This is a genomic window from Paraburkholderia sp. GAS348 (assembly GCF_050434205.1).
Classification (GTDB): domain Bacteria; phylum Pseudomonadota; class Gammaproteobacteria; order Burkholderiales; family Burkholderiaceae; genus Paraburkholderia.
This window is the reverse complement of sequence record NZ_JBNPVT010000008.1, coordinates 147,136-166,215: the sequence shown is the minus strand read 5'-3', so window position 1 is coordinate 166,215 and position 19,080 is coordinate 147,136. Positions and strand designations below refer to the sequence as shown.

The following is a 19,080-nucleotide window of genomic DNA, read 5'->3' as shown; positions in this document are numbered from 1 at the left end:
CGCCGTTATTTGCCGCCGTTATTCGTATTCGTCACTTCTTCGTCGTCAGACTGCCCAGACCGCCGAGCAAGCCGCCGCCCGTGGTACCGCCCGCAGAGTTCGTCGTACCGGTCAATGTGCCAGTGACGGTGTTCAGTAGACCTGTGATCGGCGCAAGCGGGTTGCTGGTGCCGCCGGTGCCACCCGAACCCGCCGACCCGAGTGCCCCTGTCAGCGACGACACGGCCGCCGTCACCGGTGCGAGCGGAGTGCTGCCCAGCGGATTGCCGCCCAGCGAATTGCCGCCCAGCGAATTGCCGCTGCTGCCAGTCGCGCCGCTCAATGCACCGGTGACCGAGTTCACCACGCTGGTTAGCGGTGCAAGCGGGCTGCCCGAGCCGCCGGAGACGCCACCGAGACTGCTGGTCACCGTACTAAGGATGCTGGTCAGCGGTGCAAGCGGGCTGCTGCCCGAGCCGCCGGAGACGCCACCGAGGCTGCCGGTCACCGTGCTGAGGATGCTGGTCAGCGGTGCAAGCGGGCTGCTGCCCGAGCCGCCGCCGTTGCCACCGAGGCCGCCGGTCACCGTGCTGAGGATGCTGGTCAGCGGTGCAAGCGGGCTGCTGCCCGAGTCGCCGCCGTTGCCACCGAGGCCGCCGGTCACCGTGCTGAGGATGCTGGTCAATGGCGCAAGCGGACTGCCCGAGTCGCTGCCGCCGGTCAGGCCGCTGCTCAAGGTGCTGGGCAACGCGGTGAGAATGCTGGTCAATGGCGCCAGCGGATTGCCGCCCAACGGACTGCCGCCAGTACCGTCGTTGCCGCCCGGATTCAGAATGCCGGTGAGGCCACCGAGCGGGTTGCCGCTGCTCGAGCCGCCCGCGGTAAGCAGGCCGCCGGCGGACGTGACGGTGTCGCTGAGCTTGGTCACGACATTGCCGAGGTTCTGGCCGACCGGGTCGTTGGTCGCGCTGCTAACCTGGTTGCCCGCGCTGTCGAGGCCGTGACCGACGGTCGACAGCAGGCCGTTCTGCGGTGCACCGGGAGCCGTCGTATCGCCGACGGTTTGGGTCGTCTGCGCCAATGTGGCGGTGATCGGCGTGATCGCTGTACTGAGGGATTGCGTCACTTGCTGGATCGGGCCGCTCGTCAGCTGCGAGCCCAGTTGCGTGCCGAGGCCGCCGACTGCATTGCCGAGCGTCGAGACCGTGCTGCCAAGCGGTGTGGTCAGCGGACTGAGCGGCGCGGTGGGGCCGCTGCCGAGACTCGTCACGAGCTGGCCGGCGCTGTTGACGGCCTGGCCTGCGTCATAAACCAGGTTGCCGCTGCTCGCCAGCGTCGTGCCGAGCGGGTCGGTGGAATTGCCGAGCTGGCCGAGGCCGTTCGCCGTGCCTGTGCCGAGCGCCGTGACGCCGGCGCCGAGATGCGAGACAACGTCGCCAAGCGCAGTCGTGGTGGCCGGGTTCGCGCCGGGGATCGGCGTGAGACCGATCTGGCTGCCGATCGCGGAAACGGTTTGGCCGGTTGCAGTGACTACATTGCCCGTGTTCTGGGCGACGACGCCGATTGGATTTTTGGCGCTGGTTGGCGTGGGTGTGGGTGTAGGCGTCGGAGTCGGCGTGGGTGTGGGAGTAGGTGTCGGAGTAGGCGTGCCGCTTCCCGAACCGCTGCCGGAACCACTATCCGACCCGCTTGAGACACCCGGCATGACCAACGTGCTTCCACATCCCGTCAGTAAGATCATCGACGTCACGCACATGGCGATCGCCGACAGTTTGAAATTGCTGTTCATAATGCTCCCCCGTAATTTGCAAATTGCTGGGGAGCTAACTGCAAGGCCTATGCCATTTCTGTTTGCATGACCGGTGCGCGGAATAAATTAATAAAAATCAATAGGTTGAGGGCGTTCGCATGGGCCGGTGAAAGTGTCGATGTGGCCGATGTGACGGGAAACACATCAGCGTGCAGGCTTCGCGTAACGTAACGTAAGGGCGCAGGGCTTCATATGGCGTGACGTCCGCCGATGCAACAGCCGCGCGCGTCCGCGTCAGATCTTCAAACGCCGCAGCACCTTTGGACCCGCGATCGCGATTAGCGCCGAACACACGGCCACCACGGACAACCCGATCAGCAAACTGGTCGCCTGCGTCACCGCGCCGATGATCACCGGCCCAAGCAACAGCCCGAAGTACGCCAGCCCGGCAACATGCGCGAGTCCTTCGGCGGCGTGAATACCTTTGACGCTCGCCGCTGCCGCGAACAGCACGGGCATCATGTTCGCGAGCCCGAGACCCATCAGCGTGAAGCCAATCAGCGCGGCGACCGGATTCGGCAGCAGCAGTGCGCCGACCATCCCCGCACAGGCAAGCGACGCGCTCGCCATCACCAGTTGCGGTGCGCCGAAGCGGGCACGCACGGCGTCGCCCGCGAAACGCGCCGCTGCCATGCCGCCCGAAAACGCCGCATAGGCTGCGCTCGCGAGAGCCGGCGTGGACAGTACGACGTCGCGCATGTACACGGTGGCCCAGTCGTACATCGCACCTTCGGCGATCAGCGCGACCAGCGCCATCGCGCCGAGCGCCCACAAGGCCGGCGATCGCCAGCGGTTGGCGCGAGGCGTAGCGGCGTCGGGATGATCGGCGTGCGGCACGTGTGGCAGGACGGAAGGGCAGGCCGCGATCAGCACCAGCGCGCTGACTGCCGCGGCTAGCGCGAGATGTATGGCCGGCGCCATGCCGCGCGCCAGCAAGGCGCCGCCCACTGCCGCGCCGAACATCCCGCCGACGCTGAACATGCCGTGCAGCGATGACATAATCGGCTTGCCGAGCGTCTTCTCGACCGCGCTGGCTTCCGCGTTCATCGCAACGTCGAGCGTGGCCATGCCAGCGCCGAAGACGGCCAGCACAATCAGCAGCATCCAGTAAGCCGGCACGATCAGGATTAGCGCCGCACACACCGTCATGACCAGACCACCCGTCAGGCAGGCGCGCCGCGTGCCGACCCGCGCGATCCATGGTGCATTCGCCGCCATTGCGCCGATCGAACCGCCGGCCACGGCCAGCAACGCGAACGAGAGCATCGCCGCATTCAGATGGAAGCGGTCGCGCACGGTCGGCACATGCACCCCCCACGACGCGTACATCATGCCGGCGATGAAGAACACCGCCATCGTGGCGATCCGGGCGCGTTGCCGTGCGGTGTCGGAGAGATCGCGATGCGCAGCAGGGAGGGTGGGGAATTCGGAGGAGCGGTCGGACACGGAGATCTCGAGGAGGGGGACGCGGAAGAAAGCGCCTTGAAAGCGAATTTTCGATTCTAACGAAGCGCGCTGTCTTATGCTTGAAGCGGACTGATCCAACGCTCATTCATCGAGGACCGCGCACTTGAACATTCCCGCTCACGCTCCGCTGCATCTGCTGCATAGGGCCGCCATCGGTACGCTCGCGACCCACGCGCGTCAGCCGGAAGGCTTTCCTTATCCTACGGTGCTGCCGTTCGCGCCCGACCCTCAGCACCGTCCGACGATCCTTGTGAGCCGGCTCGCCGAGCATACGCACAACCTCCATGCCGACCCGCGCGCCGGCTTTCTGGTAGTCGATACACCCGACGGCGATGTGTTGAGCGGCCAGCGCGTCACCTTGCTCGGCACGTTCGAACCGGTCGACTCGACTCCCGAAGTCGTGCAGCGCTATCTGCGCTATCACGCGGAGGCGGAACGGTACCTGGCTCTCGGCGATTTCACGTTCTGGGTAATGAGGCTTGAACGGCTGCGCTACATCGGCGGCTTCGGCGCGATGGGCTGGCTCGCCGGCGCCGAACTCGATCCACTGCCGCCACTCGGCTTCGATGAGGAAAATGCGCTGATCAGGCACTTCGCCGGTCATTCCTCAGGTGGCAGGGGACTCCAGCTGCTCGGCGTCGATCGCTATGGCGCCGATCTGAAGCTAGACGGTGAGCGCTCCCGTTTCGCCTTCGACGACGCCAAACGCAATATTGAAACCTTGCATGTCGCGCTCGAAGATTGCATCCAGCACCATGCTAATTAGGTTTTGATTGCTGTTTCGGGAAAACACTCGTGGTGCAATAATGATGCAGCGCATGTGTCGCAATATTTTCCGATGTTTCACGCTAAAGTTTTCATGGCATGAAATGTTGATGCGAATTTCTTATCTTAAATTTCATTTTTTGATAGTTGATTCAGTAATTGCTGATATGCGGCCACGCCTTTCGGCGAAATGTAAAAATTGGCTATTTGAAAGGATCGGCGTAACGTTACCTTTAAGTGAAACCTTTTGAAACGAATTGGGATTAATTTTACGATGGCGCTTTTGTAGTCTTTCTATTTTGTGTTAATCTCGCCCTCAAATTCCGAGGCATGATCACTTCAAAGGGCAAGCTGGCTTAAGACTGGCAGTCATTTATCCAAACCACAAGGGAACCTATGTCTTCCTACAAGGAACTACTCGCTCAGCGCGAGAAGCTCGAAAAGCAGATCGAAGAAGCAAAGTCGCGCGAATACGCAGAAGTGTTGAATGAGATCAAGCAGAAAATGGCCGATTACGGCATTTCGCTGACTGAACTCGGCGGCGGCCGTGGTGCCAAAGCGGCTAAAGCCGGTCGTCCGCGTGCAGGTGTCGCGCCGAAGTATCGTGACCCGGATAGCGGCAGCACGTGGTCGGGCCGCGGCAAGCCGCCGCGCTGGATCGCAGGTCTGGATCGCGAGAAGTTTCTGATCCAGAAGTAATACTAGTACTAGTACGGTCAATCAGCGGCGCGTGTAGTCCCCGCTGTTACCAGAAAAAACCGCGTACCGTCAAGGGCGCGGTTTTTTATTGTCTCTGAAAATTTCTGTGCCTCTTTGTTACACGCGCTCCATGAAACTGGAACACGAATGCTTTTCGTTTAGATAAGCAACTGATTTTAAAGGATTTTTTGCGGTTTCTTCAGCGCATATCGAGATGCGCGGGGTAGAATACAGGTATTAAACTCTTCACGTCGTTTCAGAGATGCCTTCCACCGCCGCCGTCCAGTCCGTCGAGAAACATCGTGTCGCGCGCAAAAGTACCTTTGTCAGTATTGCGCTCAATACGGTGCTGATGGCGCTGCAAATCGTCATAGGGGTGTTTGCCCATTCGCAGGCGCTGGTCGCCGACGGTATCCATTCGCTTGCCGATCTGATTTCCGATTTTGTCGTGCTAATCGCTAATCGGCACAGCGGCGCCAAGCCCGACGCCGATCACAATTACGGGCACAGCCGCTATGAGACGGTTGCGTCGTTGTTTTTGGGCGCACTGCTGATTGTGGTCGGCGTCGGTATGTTGTGGCGCGCCGGGACGCGTCTCGCCGATTTGCAAAGCATCCCCGCCGTACATATGAGCGCGCTCGCGGTCGCGGTGCTGGTGCTGATTTCCAAAGAGAGCCTGTTTCGCTACATGCTGCGCGAAGCACAACGTGTGCGTTCAGCGATGTTGATTGCGAACGCATGGCATGCCCGCTCGGACGCCGCTTCGTCATTGGTCGTCGCGCTTGGCATTGTCGGCAGCCTCGCAGGCGTGCGCCTGCTCGACCCGATCGCCGCGGCGATCGTCGGCTTTATGGTGGCGCGCATGGGCTGGACATTTGGCTGGGATGCACTGCAAGATCTTTCCGACCGCGCGCTCGACGAAGCCGCTTCCGCCGACGTGCGCGCGCTCTTGCTCGCGACACCCGGCGTGCGCGACGTGCACGAAATGCGCACCCGCAAGATGGGTGACTTCGCTCTTGTCGATGCGCACATTCTGGTCGACCCGCTGATCTCGGTGTCGGAGGGGCATTACATCGCCGAATCGGCGCGCTTGCGCGTGCTGGGCGACAGTCGCGTGCTCGACGCGCTGATCCATGTCGACCCGGAGAACGACGCGGTTGCGCGCCCGCCTGTCAATCTGCCGACCCGGGAGCGGGTCGTCGCCGAAGTCAACGCGGCGTTGGCCGCGGGCGGTGTGAAGGCCGTGTCGGTCAATATGCACTACTTGAGCACGGGGCTTGATGTCGAAGTGGTGCTGCCGGCGGCGGGCTCGCGCACGGCCCAAAGCGATGCGCCATGTCTTGCCCGTGTCGATCTGGAAGCGCTCAGGCGCAGCCTGGGAGCCCGGAAGCTCAACGTGCTGCAAGGACTGGACACACTGGCCGCCGAAAGCGGCGTCTCGACGGAAGCCGGGGGCGGCGAGGCCCATCGCCCGCGCCAAGGCTGCGGAACCGCATAGCGCCACGTGAGTGTCGTTACTCGAGCTCGAGCCGAATCAGCCGGGCGCGCACAAGCCGCAGCTCTAAGGCGTTACGGCGGCACCAGCCTGAAGTTAAGATGGTATAGCGTCACGGTGAGACGGCTTCACGCCCTCACAGCTTCACCGTCTCACAGCGGCAATTGCGTATCGAATTTGATTTCGCGCAGCACGACGCTCGTGCGTACCTGTGCGACGGCGGGAATCTTGAAGATGCGCTCGTGTAGAAAGCTGTCATACGCCTTGATATCCGACGCGACGATCTTGAGGATGTAGTCGGATTCGCCGGTCGTGCTGTAGCACTCGGTGACTTCCGGGCAGATGGCGATTTCCCGCTCGAACTGCTCGACCCCGCCCTCGGTGTGGCGCGTGAGATGGATATGCGCGAGCGCGCAGACGTGCAGGCCCAGCTTTTCGCGATCCAGCAATGCCGTGTAGCGCTGGATCACCCCCGATTGCTCCATATCCTTGATACGGCGCCAGCATGGGGTGCTCGACAGGCCGACCTGGTCAGAAATCTCTTGCACGGACCGGCGTGCGTCGAGCTGCAGCAGGCGCAGGATTTTTTGAGAGAACGTATCGAGTGTCAACTGCGCCTCCGTTGGCGTCGCCGTATCAACGCATGGTAGAGGTCTCGAAAACGAAACGCAATGCAAAACGGCTCCGGCGAGGGAGATTACCTAATTTGCCGGTTCCTCAGTGGTGTTTTGTCCTGAGTCGTCCCCATCTTTACCGGCTGCCAGCGTGGCCGCCTGGACCGCGCGCAGATCCTTGAGCATGTTGCAGAAGAGCGCGCCCTGCTCGATCGCGTCGTCCAGCGCGACATGCGTATGCGGATGTTCGTCGAACCAGTGCTTCGGGAAGCGTGGCTTGATGTTCTTGCGGTACGGCAGGCCGGTCAGTGCGAAGGCTAGCGTCTTGATGTCGAGCGCCGACCACGAAAACGGGCAGCGGCCGACAAACCGCATCATGTACCAGAACATATAGGTGAAGTCGAAACCGGCCGGCATTGCCACGAACACCGGCTTGCCCGGCAACGCCTCGACCCATTCGACATAGGCCGTGAGCGCGGCCTGCGGATCCTGCAAATCCTTGCGGCAGGCCTCCCATGCCTCCGGCTGCGTCTTCCACCATGCTTCCTGCACCGGATGCGGCTTGGCGCCTTCGAGCAAGTCGAGATTCGCCGAGAAAGTGGCGATCAGCTGCTTGTCCTCCGTGTACGCGGCGGAGGCGAAACTGAGCATCGAATGCGGGCCGGGAATCGGGCCGTCCGCTTCGACATCGGTGCTCACGTAGATTTCGCCGCTCATGCTTCTACTCCGTCGGCGACATACGGATTGGTGCGGCGCTCGGCGCCGAACGTCGAAGTGGGACCGTGGCCGGGAACGAAGGTGACGTCGTCGCCGAGCGGCCAGAGTTTTTCGCGAATCGCACGCACCAGATCGGCGTGATTGCCGCGCGGAAAATCCGTGCGGCCGATCGAGCCTGCGAACAGCACGTCGCCCACCAGCGCGAGCCGATGCGCGCGGCTGAAGAACACCACGTGGCCCGGTGTGTGGCCTGGGCAGTGATAGACATCGAGGGTTTCGTCGCCGAATTGCACGGTCTCGCCATCTTGCAGCCAACGGTCCGGTTCGAACGCCTCGGCAGCAGGAAAGCCGAAGCGCGTGCTTTGATCCGGCAGCTTGTCGAGCCAGAAGCTTTCGTCGGGATGCGGGCCTTCGATCGGCACGCCGTAATGTATGGCGAGCGTCTTCGCGCCGGCGCAGTGATCGATGTGGCCATGCGTGAGGAACACTTTTTCGACCGTTACGTTCTGGCGCGCGATTTCAGCCTGGATGATATCAAGGTCGCCGCCCGGATCGACGACGGCCGCGCGTCCGGTTGCCTCGCAAACGAGCAGCGAGCTGTTCTGCTGGAACGGCGTGACGGGGATCAAGGTGACTTTCATGGGTGACGGCGCCGCTGGAAAAACGTTGATTGTACCGGCGTCTCGTCGACGCTCGTCGAGGGCGTGGAGGCCCCGCTCCAGCGGGCTTTCGGCTACCCATTTTTGCAGCAGGAGTGAAAATTCTTCAAGGTTTTCAGTCAGTTGTCATCCCGAAATTTTCTTTTGGGTATAATGGCCCCCATGCACAAGGAATTGTGCATGCCACAAGGCGATGCGTCCCCATCAAAAATGGGCACGCGGATTGCTATTCAAGTATGGGCTGCCGCGGTTTTTGGCGGCCATCAGGTATCGATGTATTCGATGCACACGTCTTACCCAGCCAGGCGCCGCGCGCCTGCAACGGACTTAACTGCCGTGACGCTGGGTGGGGCCTACGCCGCTGTTCCTGCGCGCTGAGTTCCGCGCGCAAGAACGTGTTTGCCACGTTCGATGGCGGCATGTGGGGTCTGGTCAGGCTGCCGGGGACAGGTTGCGCCAGACGTGAAAATTAACCGTGCGGTAGCGGCTGGGTAAGCCGCGTCCGGGCTTTGACGTACTGCGCTTTTCTGCGCGGCGCGTTGTCGTCCATTGCCGCCGGAGTCGCAGGCAACACGCCCAACTGTTCGCGTGATGCGGCTCGACAATTTGATTGCACGTCTTATGAAAACTCGGTTATCCCGTGGTCTGGGGACTCTTTTTGCCTTTTTTTTGCTGGCCGGCTGTGCCACGCCTCCGGGCGCGAGCAGCACGTCTGAAAGCGACGTACCGCTGAGCACGACGAATGCGCAGGCAAGTTCCTCCGCCCCGCAAGCTTTTGGTAGCGCACCGGCCTCCGATGCAGACGCCAAGGGCACGCCGCTGGCCGATGCCACGCCGCTCACTGACGATGGCTCCAGCATTTCGGACTTTCATCAGAGCGGTCGCGCTTCGTGGTACGGCCGCGCCTTCCATGGCCGCCTCACCGCCAACGGCGAACGTTTTGATATGCACTCGCTGACCGCGGCGCATCGTACGCTGCCGCTCGGCTCGTACGTTCGCGTGACCAATCCGGCCACCTCGCTCTCCGTGGTCGTGCGCATCAACGACCGCGGCCCGTATGCGCGTGGCCGGATCATTGACCTTTCGATGGCTGCCGCAACTGCGCTCCACATGCGCCATGCCGGCACGGCGCGGGTCGAGATCGAAGGTTTGACGCAGCAGGAAGCACGCGTTGCGCGTGACGAAATGCTGGCATCGAACTCGATTTCGACTGCAGAAAAGTAATGTGACGGCAGCGGGCGCGCTGCAAGCGCGTTCGTGACGCCGGGCGACATGGCGCTAACTCACGCCGTTGTTCGCCGAATGGAAAAGGGGCCGCTTCACGTGGCCCTTTTCCTTTACTCATCAACCGTAGCTGGACGCAACCGCTCATTCCTTGCGGCCTTGGTTCGCGCTGCGAGCCTGATCCGCTGGCGGACATCCCGTCTCCGTCTGCTTCATTCCTCGTCGTTCTTCAGCGCCAAAGCGCGCGTATAGAGCGCATTGCGCGACGCGCCGGTGAGGGTTGCCGCAACTTTTGCCGCGCTGCTCACCGTCAACTCTTCCAGCAGGATGCCCAGCAACGCGTCGTGATCGTGTTCGCCGGCGGTTTCCGGCTGCGCGCCTTCCACCACCAGTACGAACTCACCGCGTTGCCGGTTCGGATCGGCGATGAGCCACGTTGGCCCTTCGGCCAGGGTGCCGCGATGCAGCGCTTCGTGTAACTTCGTCAATTCCCGTGCGATCAGCAGCTTGCGCTCACCGCCGAATGCGTCGGCCAATGCCTGCACCGTTTCGACGATCCGGTGCGGCGCTTCGTAAAACACCATTGCGTGCGGGTGATTCACGAGCGCTTGCAGTGCCGCGGCGCGTGCTTTTGCCTTCGGCGGCAGGAAGCCGAGGAACGAGAACGTCGCGACCCAGTCGCCCGCCGCGCTCAACGCGGTGGCGAGCGCGCTTGCGCCGGGTAGCGGAATGACCGGGAAGCCGGCTTCGCGCACCGCGTCGACGAGTTTCGCGCCGGGGTCCGAGATGCCTGGCGTGCCCGCATCGGACACGTAGGCCACGCGTTCGCCCGCTTGCAGATGTTCGATCAGGCGCAGCGCCGCGGCCCGCTCGTTGTGTTGATGAACCGCGACGAGCGGTTTCGAGATGCCGTAGCGCGCGAGCAATTGGCCCGTGTTGCGGGTGTCTTCGGCGGCGATGCGATCCACCAGTCCGAGCACATGCAGCGCGCGCAGCGTGATGTCGGCGATGTTGCCGATCGGCGTGGCCACCACATAGAGCGCGGCGGCAGGGTACTGCTGCCCTTGCGCGAGTTCGGAGAGAGGAGTCATGAGGCAGAAGACGCAGACAGACAGAACGAGGCCGCCATTGTGCCACGCAGCGGCGCGTGAGCCGGTTGGCGGACAGGCGAGTGCGCGGGCCGATGGTCACAACTTTTCGAGACCAACCGGGTCCAAACTCGTCGGCGCAGCGTTCGAGGCGCGTGCGATGGAGTTTTTGCAGCGGCAGCGTTTGCGCTTCGTCGCGCGCAATGTGCTGTGCCGGGGCGGTGAGATCGATCTGGTGATGCGCGACCGTGACGGCGCGCTGGTGTTTGTCGAAGTGCGCGCGCGAGCGCAGCAGCATTACGGCGGCGCGGCGGCGAGTATCGGGTGGCAAAAGAAGCAGCGCATCGTGCGTGCCGCGCGGCATTATCTGGCGACCCGCAGCAGGCGTTCGCATGATGAGCCTGCGTGCCGTTTCGACGTGATTGCGTTCGAGGCGGGCCGGCTCGTGTGGCTGCGCGATGCATTTCGCGCCGACGAAGTCTGACGCAGTGCACGGAGAACGCTCGTGAGTGCGATAAACTTGCGCTCGCGTGCGGGCCTCGTGGACGACGCCGGCATACGGGATGCAGCGAGGAAGCAGCGCATTTCGCGATGATTTTGCGCATCTGCACTGTGTTGCCGGCACGGTTAATCAGCGCGGTACGACTTCGCAATACGACTTCACAACACGGCCGCGCATTGCGGTCCATTCGCGGCAGAAAATAGAGACTCGATGTCAGTCGAACGCATTCAACAACACTTCCGCGACAGCGCGGCAGTCAAACTCGAAGCCCTCGAAACCCTGTCGATGCCGATCGCCGCTGCGATCGACACGATGTTCGCTGCGCTTGCCAACGGCAGCCGCATTCTGGCGTGCGGCAACGGCGGCTCGGCGGGCGACGCGCAACATTTCGCCGCCGAACTGATCGGCCGCTTCGAGCGCGAGCGCCCGGGCTTGCCGGCGATCGCGCTGACCACCGACACGTCCGTGCTTACCGCCATCGCCAACGACTACTCGTTCGAGCAGATTTTTTCGAAGCAGGTGTGGGCTCTTGGCCAGCCGGGCGATGTGCTGCTGGCTATCACCACGTCCGGCAATTCCGCCAATGTGCTGGCCGCGATCGAGGCCGCGCACGAGCGCGAAATGATCGTGGTCGCGCTGACCGGCAAGGGTGGCGGCCGTATGCAGGAAGTACTGAGCGATACCGATATCCACATTTGCGTGCCGTCCGATCGCACTGCGCGTATTCAGGAAGTGCATTTACTGACCATCCATTGTCTGTGCGACGGCATCGATGCCATGTTGCTGGGCGAAGACTGAGACTGATTCCGAAGGAGAGCTAGTTGATGAGCGTATTCCGCGTCAAGAAGACACTGGTGAGAACCGTGCTGGTGGTCGGGTTCGCGGCGGGGCTGTCCGCGACGCTGCAGGGTTGCTTTCTGGCCGTTGCCGGCGCGGCGGGCGGCAGCGCGCTGGTGGCAACCGACCGGCGCACGCTCGGCGCGCAGACCGAGGATCGCGAGTTGCAGGTGAAGGCACTGTCGCAGATCAGCCAGAACTTGCCCGACAGTGCGCATGTCAACGTGTCGGTGTTCAACCGCCGCGTGCTGCTGACCGGCGAAGTAGCGGGGGACGTGTCGAAGCAACGGGCCGAGACCATCGTGCGTGGCTTGAACAACGTTAACACGATCGTCAACGAACTGGCGATTATGCCGGCGAGTTCGTTCTCGTCGCGCACTAATGACACGTATCTGGAAACGCGGGTGAAGACCGCGCTGATCGCCGAGAAGAACATTTCGGCGAACAACTTCAAGATCGTGGCCGAGCGTGGGTCGGTGTACATGATGGGTCTTGTCACGATGGACGAAGGCAATCGCGGCGCCGATGTCGCGAGCCGCGTGCCGGGTGTGACGCAGGTCGTGAAGGTGTTCCAGTACATTCAGCCGCAGGAAGCGGCGGCGGCCGCTGCCGCTGCCGCCGCGAGCACGCCGGCAGCGGCGTCGCAGCCTGACGCGAGTGCGCCGACCGTCGGTGCGATTCCCGATTCATCGGTGAGTTCGCGTCCGCTCGATCAGCAGCCGCCGGCGCCGGTCAGCAATTCGAACTCGGTGCATCCGGGTAATCCGAAGGCGACGACGCCATGAAACGGGGCGTTGCTTTCGTTGCCGTGATGTTGACGGTTACTGCGTGGGTGGGTGCTTTTGCCTCTTCCGCGCGGGCAGCCGATGCGCCGCGTGGGCAGATCGTTGCGAACTCGAATGCCTGCATGGGATGCCACACCGTGGACCGCAAACTGGTCGGCCCGTCGTTCCAGCAGATCGCTGCAAAATACAAGGGCGATGCGCAAGCGCCGGCCAAATTGGCGCGCAAGGTGAAGGAAGGCGGCTCAGGCGTGTGGGGCATGATTCCGATGCCGGCGCATCAGTCGATGAGCGATGCGGACATCCGCACGGTGGTGGATTGGGTGCTGGCTGGCGCGCCGTCGAAGTGATGTTTTGCCACTCGTTTTGCCGCCGGGTTTTGCCTCCCCGGGGGCTTGGCAAAACGGAAAATGCCTGTGCTAGAATTGTTTGCACATTGGGGGGGTAGCTCAGCTGGGAGAGCGTCGCGTTCGCAATGCGAAGGTCGGGAGTTCGATCCTCCTCCTCTCCACCAGGTTCTGCTTGAGAAACAACGCACTACGTCTTGCGATGTAGTGCGTTGTTTTGCATTCTGGCGCAGGTTTTTGCGCACTCGGTGTGGCAAATTTGTGGCGCCACACGTCTTCCACATCAAGCGCGAGGCATTGGTAGAAAAAACTTCGCAACTCTACCGAGACTTCACCGACCCTAAAACGCAATCTTGCATGCATCAGCTAACCAACGCCGCTGTGTGCACGAACGTGACATGGCACAAAAAGGCCATTGTCCATGCAAGCATTACTCAGGCCGATCAACTTGCGCAATGTGTGGATATCGTCAACTACGATATCCGGCGCATTGACTTATCAGGATTGCAACTCGCGCTGACCTGTTGCCTCACGTAGTTTGCTACCAGCCGGATCGTCCAGCAGGGGCGGCACGAGGTGACGAGGCGAATCAGCATGACGACACGCAAGGAGTGGGTCGCAGCATTGCAATTGAGGTATGGCAGCGAGACGCCCAGTCACCGCACGCCCCGGACGCGGCTTTCGGCCGTTTCCCCATCAACCGGGGGGGCAGGCGTTATGTCACGCGAATAAGCGATCACGCGCTGACCACAGTGAGCAAGGCGTTGCACGTCAAATTTGATCGCACCTTCAATTGCACCGCCAGTTTGCCGATATACAGGCGGCATCGCTGTATGAACCTATTTCCGGTCGGCGTCGAAACGTGGAACCTTAGTCGTCTGATGACGTGTCTCCTCGAGACGCCGGTTGGCGACCGTACCAGAAGTGAATATCAAAAAAAGGGACCATTTCCATGATTGCGAAAATGACAGCTATCGCTGGGACGTCGTTGCTCCTGCTTTCGGCGTGCGCTCAAATGCAACTCGGTGGCGGGGGAAAGACGCCGGATAGCACGGCGGTGGCTGGGGCTACCCGCCAGGACGCGGACGATGGGCTGAAGCACTGCGCGGCACCGCTTGGTACCGTGTCGATCGTTGAAGACACGGCCGCACCGTGGTATAGCATCCTGACTGGGCAATACCAGTTGGGCAGTACCGTCCCGGTGCTCAAGATGCTGGTCCAGCAATCGAACTGCTTTGTCATCGTCGACCGCGGCCGCGCGCTGAATGCCGCTCTCGCGGAACGCCAGTTGAACGAGTCGGGCGAACTGCGCAAGACCTCGAAGATGCACAAAGGGCAGATGGTCGCTGCCGACTATGAGATGAGCCCGAGCATCACCTTCTCCACGCAGAACACGGGTGGCGCATCCAGCCTGCTTGCCTACGTGCCGGTAGTTGGCAGCGCGCTCGCTGGCGTCGCTGGCTCGATGAATACCAAGGAAGCGTCGACGGTGCTTACGCTAGTCGATACCCGCTCAAGTGTGCAACTCGCGGCGGCAACCGGTTCGGCGAGCAACATCGACTTCGGCATGCTCGCGAGCTTTGTCACCACCAAGAGCGGCGGCACGGTCGGCGCTTACTCGAACACGCCGCAAGGTAAGGTCGTGGTCGCAGCCTTCACCGATTCGCTAAACAACCTTGTTGGCTCCGTCAAGCAATACAAAGCCCAGAGCGTCAATGGTGGTCTCGGTAACGGCGGCAACCTGAGGGTCAACTGACCGCCGGCTCGGCTCATAGCGCCCGGAGCGGAGCCCATCGTTAAAAGGGTCCGCCGGCCGGGCACCCCATGTCAAGCGTGCCTGGCCGATCGCGCGAGGAAAGTCAAAGACCCTGTTCCAAAAAAATTGCCTGCCCCATCAGCGAGATGGGCACGTGCCATTTTCGCTGCATTAGCTGTTTGCGATGCCGTCGAGTTGCTTGCGGATGTCGTTGAGGATAACGCGATAGTCGACGACGTTAGGCGCGGTTTCGACCGCAGGGATGCCGAGACCGATGACTGCCTTGCTACCGTTACGATACGGGAAGACCTCAAGGGAGTACTCATACTCCACGCCGCGGTAGTTGCCCACGAACCACTCAGAGATAATCTTGCCGGTGACAGGGTCCGTCGAGCCCTGTCCCATATTCGCCGACGGTGCAAGTCGCCGGAAGCTCGAGTAGACCGAAGCCGTGTCGTACTTCGTGTCGATCTCAAACTTGTACCAGAAGCTCGATGCCTCGATGTACCGATGCACTAGCGCCTCGTTAAAACCCGGCACCGGGAACTTGCCCACCAGCCCCTGCTGGTAGGTGGCGCGCTTGACTGGCTTCATTGTCACCGTTGAGTAGCTGCCATTGTCCGTCTTTGAATAGTCAATGGTGTACTTGACTCCCGAGCCGACATAGCCATTGCTGTAGTAGGCGTGAATGACAAACGAATCGGCCGTGATGTCGCGCAGCTGGAGTGCATAGTCAGTCCTGCCAATTGTCGGACGCAGGCCTGCCCCGCCGGGTACGAGCCCCGCGACCTGCCCGTTCGCAAAGATATGCGGGTCATGCGGCACGATGAAGGTAACCGGCGGATACGAGATCGGCGTCACGTCGGCGGGCGGGTTGATGGCCTTGGCAAGCGGATTCTGCGAAATATCGGCGCAGCTGGCGAGCAACGCGGCGACGAGCACGGCCGAGGCGATGAGAGTAAGTTTTTTCATGTGTGTCTTGGTCATATGTTGGCAGAGATAGGTCAGTTTGCGACGGGTTGTCCGGCGAGAGTGACCACGCCGTTGGCCGCTTCAAGTCCCACGTTCTTCGCCACGGTGCCGTTGATCGTGGTCTTCGCGCTGTCTTCGACCACGAGGCTCGAGGCGCCCACGTTCACGCCTGCTTTAATGCGATCGCCGCTCGCGAGCACGCCGAGCAGCAGACGTGCGGCTGTCGAGCGTGCGTTGTATTCCTCGGTATGCCGTTGGCGACGATCCTCACGCTTTATCCCGGTCTTGGCGCTAAAGCGCCAAGACCGGTGCGCCGCAGGCCCTTGCGGCTCCCGCTTGCGGGGGCGTGGAACTAACGAAGATTAGCTTCCCGACGCGGCGTCCGACTCTTTGATCGACGCGAGCTTGCCGTCAGAGCCATAGCAGAACATGACTGTGTGCTTGGAACTCTTGGTAGCGGCTTCCGTAGGGGTAAAAATGATCTCGGCGAGTCCCAAGGTGGCTACATCGGCCAGAACTTCTCCCGCTGCAATGGCACCTTTGCCGGCTCCGCTTGGGCCGTGCGTATAGAGTTTGTACACGTCGCAGGAGTTGGCCTGGTCTTGCTCGGTGCTAGCTGGACTACCCACTTCGGCGATGACATTCATCCGCGAAGTCTCTCCCAGCACGAATTTTTTCAGGTTAACGGGGTCCGGACGATTCGCTTCCATCACAGGAGCACATCCGCTCAAGCTCAAAGCAAGGACAGTCAATCCAAGTACGTATTTCCCGCGCATCTGTTTCCCCTCGGTGGTTAATCGATCTTGTTAAAGACGCTTTATCGGCAATAAGGGCACGATCTTTATATGTCATCTGCCCCTTGCCGCGATCGCGCCTGTCCCACCGGGCCGGTTGCCCGTGCTTGTCGTTGCCGCCGGCGACCGCGCCGGAATGCGCTTCCTGGAATTCTTCGCGTCGGCGATCCGCAACCCGCAACCCGCAACCCGCAACCCGCAACCCGCAACCCGCAACCCGCAACCCGCAACCCGCAACCCGCAACCCGCAACCCGCAACCCGCATCACGCATCACGCATCACGCATCACGCATCACGCGGCGCGCGGCGCGCGTATGCACGCGCTGCGGGCGAATTCCTCACCCTCAAGTTTCGTTTCGTCATGCCGCAAAGAGGATGGTTGGTGCGTGGGCTGACAGTGACGTCCGTGGCCGCGTCGACGTCAGCACCGGAATGGGCTGGCACAGCGAGTTGCGGGCGAAGACGAACGGTACGTCGATTGATGCCGGGCTAAGAAGCGCCGGACGTCGGGGAAGCACGGAATTCGTGGGACATGGAAGCAGTTCCCGACTCTGGCGTGCGCCCGCGGTCTGCACAAACCCGATAACTTAACGTTGATGAACGGACGACGAGATGGAACGTTTTGCGTTTCTGGCTTTCGGGTTTTACACCCGGTGCTGCGGTCGTCCTACAGCCCGCTACGTTGAGCATTGCGGGTGACTTTGCCAACGCGTCGCCCGTGAGCGACGCGCCATCCGAAAGACCTCGATCAGAACTTATCCCATCCGTCAGCCGCAGTAGGCGTAACAGTAGCAAGCGCAGCAACCGGCGCAACTGCGGCAGCCCGCGCAACGCGCTTAGGGGCAGCAGCAACCGCAGCCTCGCGCCGCGGCGCTTCCCGCCGGGCAGGAGCAGGCGCCATCGCCGCTACCGCCGGCGCACCGTCCTTCACCTGAAAAAACGCCACGGCCTCATTCAATTGTTGCCCCTGGTCTTCCATCGACCGCGAAGCCGCCGCCGCCTCCTCCACCAGCGCTGCATTCTGCTGCGTGACGTTGTCCATCTGGGTAATCGCAAGATTGACCTGCTCGATCCCGCGGCTTTGTTCAACGGATGCCGCCGCGATCTCCGACATGATATCGGTCACTCGCGCGACCGCATGCGTCACTTCGGCCATCGTCTTCCCCGCCTCGCCGGCAAGCGCCGAACCATCGCGGATCTTACCCACAGAGTTGGCGATCAGGTCCTTGATCTCCTTTGCCGCACTCGATGAACGTTGCGCCAGGCTTCTGACTTCGCTCGCGACCACCGCGAAACCCCGCCCTTGTTCGCCCGCACGCGCGGCTTCGACGGCTGCGTTCAGCGCGAGGATGTTCGTCTGGAACGCAATGCCTTCGATGATGCCCGTGATGTCCGCGATCTTGATCGAGCTATCGCTGATGTCGTGCATCGTGTTCACCACCTGACTGACGACCTCGCTACCCTTTTGCGCCACCGACGAAGCATTCGCAGCCAGCATGCTGCCTTGTTGCGCGTTGTCGGCATTCTGCTTAACGGTGGAGGTGAGTTCCTCCATGCTGGAAGCGGTTTCCTGCAACGACGCTGCCTGCTGCTCGGTACGCTGGCTCAGGTCCATATTGCCCGCCGCGATCTGGCGTGCCGCGCCGGCGATGCTGGTGCTGCTGTCGCGCACGCGTCCGACGATCGCCGTCAGCCGTTCGTTCATCTCGCGCAGGGCGCTCAGCAGTTTGCTGGTTTCGTCGCGGCCGTCGACGGTGATGCGCGTGCGCAGATCGCCTTCCGACACGGTGCGTGCGACGCCGATCGCAAATCGCAGCGGTCCGGTCACAGCACGCGTGATCACCACGCACGCGCCGACGGCGAGCCCCAGCGCGACGAGACAGATCGCGATCAGCAGATTGCGCTGGTTCTCGTAATGCGCCGTGTACTCGTTGACCAGTTGATCCTGGCGTGCGCGCGTGTAGTCGGCATACGCGTTGGTCGCGCGAACCAGCGCGGCGAGCAGCGGCCGGCAATGATCGTCCATCTCGACGATCGCCTCGTCACGCTTGTTGGTGAGCGCGAGATTGACAATGTTGAGTGCAACCGGACCATAAGCCGATTCGACCCGATTGATCTCAGCGACAAGGCTGCGCGCTTTCTCCGTCGTATCGGTCGCGTTCGCGATCATGTCGTTGAGCTTTTTCAGGTCGGCTTGCACGTCTTCGTGCGCACGCGTCACGTCGGCTTTCTCTATTTCGAGATCCTGGGGTTTGGTCACAAGCACAAGGTTGCGCGCCGCGATCGCCCTGCGGTCTACCGCGGTTCGGACCTGCACCGCCATGTCGGCGCGTGCGTTGATGCCGTGTACGAAGTTGGAAAACCCATCGGTCGAATCGCTCAGCGCTTTTAAGGAAAGGCCGGAAACCGCGACGACAATGAAAGACAGCATGCCGAAACCAGCAATGAGTTTTGTCTTGATGGTGAGGTTCTTGAGTGTCACGATTTCTTCTCCAATAACGAAACGTTAAAGCGTTCGCAATGGACTCTCAGGTCCGGGCATGGGGCGTCTATCTGGCTGCCGATCAGCGCGG

18 protein-coding genes, 1 tRNA gene and 1 pseudogene are annotated in these 19,080 nt (G+C 61.8%); 10 read left to right on the top strand and 10 right to left on the bottom strand.

Going from position 1 to position 19,080, the window contains the following annotated elements:
• Positions 1-370: 370 nt before the first annotated feature.
• A pseudogene (locus P3T22_RS16355) lies at positions 371-1,768 on the bottom strand (collagen-like triple helix repeat-containing protein); the annotation flags it as partial.
• A gap of 255 nt (positions 1,769-2,023) precedes the next feature.
• A complete protein-coding gene (locus P3T22_RS16350) occupies positions 2,024-3,235 on the bottom strand; it encodes an MFS transporter (protein ID WP_429325473.1) in 1,212 nt (403 codons plus the stop codon).
• A gap of 124 nt (positions 3,236-3,359) precedes the next feature.
• Between P3T22_RS16350 and P3T22_RS16345 the strand changes: the two genes are divergently transcribed.
• From P3T22_RS16345 to P3T22_RS16335, 3 genes are all read left to right on the top strand, one after another.
• Positions 3,360-4,022, top strand: coding sequence for a HugZ family protein (locus tag P3T22_RS16345; protein ID WP_429325472.1), 663 nt, complete (start codon positions 3,360-3,362; stop codon positions 4,020-4,022).
• A gap of 395 nt (positions 4,023-4,417) precedes the next feature.
• Positions 4,418-4,720 (top strand): H-NS family nucleoid-associated regulatory protein, encoded by a 303-nt coding sequence (locus tag P3T22_RS16340; protein WP_054037926.1) that lies wholly within the window; start codon positions 4,418-4,420, stop codon positions 4,718-4,720.
• Positions 4,721-4,982: 262 nt separating this feature from the next.
• Complete coding sequence (locus P3T22_RS16335) at positions 4,983-6,218, top strand: cation diffusion facilitator family transporter (RefSeq protein WP_082854898.1); 1,236 nt, start codon at positions 4,983-4,985, stop codon at positions 6,216-6,218.
• A 149-nt stretch (positions 6,219-6,367) separates the two neighbouring features.
• On the opposite strand, the gene P3T22_RS16330 is transcribed toward P3T22_RS16335, so the two are convergent.
• The 3 genes from P3T22_RS16330 to P3T22_RS16320 form a co-directional block, all read right to left on the bottom strand.
• Positions 6,368-6,826, bottom strand: coding sequence for an Lrp/AsnC family transcriptional regulator (locus P3T22_RS16330; protein WP_063494526.1), 459 nt, complete (start codon positions 6,824-6,826; stop codon positions 6,368-6,370).
• Positions 6,827-6,916: 90 nt separating this feature from the next.
• Entirely contained in the window at positions 6,917-7,546 is a 630-nt protein-coding gene (locus P3T22_RS16325) for a hypothetical protein (protein WP_063494527.1), read from the bottom strand.
• Positions 7,543-8,187 (bottom strand): MBL fold metallo-hydrolase, encoded by a 645-nt coding sequence (locus tag P3T22_RS16320; protein ID WP_063494528.1) that lies wholly within the window; start codon positions 8,185-8,187, stop codon positions 7,543-7,545. Before P3T22_RS16320 ends, P3T22_RS16325 begins: the two co-directional genes overlap by 4 nt.
• 639 nt (positions 8,188-8,826) lie before the next feature.
• Between P3T22_RS16320 and P3T22_RS16315 the strand changes: the two genes are divergently transcribed.
• The gene (locus tag P3T22_RS16315; RefSeq protein ID WP_420488455.1) at positions 8,827-9,429 is read left to right on the top strand and encodes a septal ring lytic transglycosylase RlpA family protein; all 603 of its coding nucleotides are present in this window, start codon (positions 8,827-8,829) and stop codon (positions 9,427-9,429) included.
• Between the two features lie 212 nt (positions 9,430-9,641).
• Here the strand turns inward: P3T22_RS16315 and rsmI are convergent, their stop codons facing one another.
• Positions 9,642-10,520 (bottom strand): 16S rRNA (cytidine(1402)-2'-O)-methyltransferase, encoded by an 879-nt coding sequence (gene rsmI / locus P3T22_RS16310; RefSeq protein ID WP_429325471.1) that lies wholly within the window; start codon positions 10,518-10,520, stop codon positions 9,642-9,644.
• A gap of 37 nt (positions 10,521-10,557) precedes the next feature.
• Between rsmI and P3T22_RS16305 the strand changes: the two genes are divergently transcribed.
• The 6 genes from P3T22_RS16305 to P3T22_RS16280 all read left to right on the top strand — a co-directional run bounded on the left by P3T22_RS16305 (position 10,558) and on the right by P3T22_RS16280 (position 14,741).
• Entirely contained in the window at positions 10,558-11,001 is a 444-nt protein-coding gene (locus P3T22_RS16305) for a YraN family protein (protein ID WP_429325518.1), read from the top strand.
• A 228-nt stretch (positions 11,002-11,229) separates the two neighbouring features.
• Positions 11,230-11,817 (top strand): phosphoheptose isomerase, encoded by a 588-nt coding sequence (locus tag P3T22_RS16300; protein ID WP_063494532.1) that lies wholly within the window; start codon positions 11,230-11,232, stop codon positions 11,815-11,817.
• 26 nt (positions 11,818-11,843) lie between these two features.
• Entirely contained in the window at positions 11,844-12,641 is a 798-nt protein-coding gene (locus tag P3T22_RS16295) for a BON domain-containing protein (protein ID WP_429325470.1), read from the top strand.
• A complete protein-coding gene (locus P3T22_RS16290; RefSeq protein ID WP_082854901.1) occupies positions 12,638-12,988 on the top strand; it encodes a c-type cytochrome in 351 nt (116 codons plus the stop codon). The genes P3T22_RS16295 and P3T22_RS16290 overlap by 4 nt, the downstream gene beginning before the upstream one ends.
• Before the next feature lie 88 nt (positions 12,989-13,076).
• Positions 13,077-13,152, top strand: a tRNA-Ala gene (locus P3T22_RS16285).
• Between the two features lie 797 nt (positions 13,153-13,949).
• A complete protein-coding gene (locus P3T22_RS16280; protein ID WP_236720876.1) occupies positions 13,950-14,741 on the top strand; it encodes a CsgG/HfaB family protein in 792 nt (263 codons plus the stop codon).
• A gap of 171 nt (positions 14,742-14,912) precedes the next feature.
• Here the strand turns inward: P3T22_RS16280 and P3T22_RS16275 are convergent, their stop codons facing one another.
• The 4 genes from P3T22_RS16275 to P3T22_RS16260 form a co-directional block, all read right to left on the bottom strand.
• Positions 14,913-15,713, bottom strand: a complete 801-nt coding sequence (locus P3T22_RS16275; protein WP_429325469.1) for a hypothetical protein — start codon at positions 15,711-15,713, stop codon at positions 14,913-14,915.
• A gap of 32 nt (positions 15,714-15,745) precedes the next feature.
• Positions 15,746-15,874, bottom strand: a complete 129-nt coding sequence (locus P3T22_RS16270) for a hypothetical protein (RefSeq protein WP_429325468.1) — start codon at positions 15,872-15,874, stop codon at positions 15,746-15,748.
• Positions 15,875-16,075: 201 nt separating this feature from the next.
• Positions 16,076-16,423 (bottom strand): hypothetical protein, encoded by a 348-nt coding sequence (locus P3T22_RS16265; RefSeq protein ID WP_429325467.1) that lies wholly within the window; start codon positions 16,421-16,423, stop codon positions 16,076-16,078.
• 832 nt (positions 16,424-17,255) lie between these two features.
• Positions 17,256-18,989, bottom strand: coding sequence for a methyl-accepting chemotaxis protein (locus P3T22_RS16260; RefSeq protein ID WP_429325466.1), 1,734 nt, complete (start codon positions 18,987-18,989; stop codon positions 17,256-17,258).
• Between the last annotated feature and the right edge of the window lie 91 nt (positions 18,990-19,080).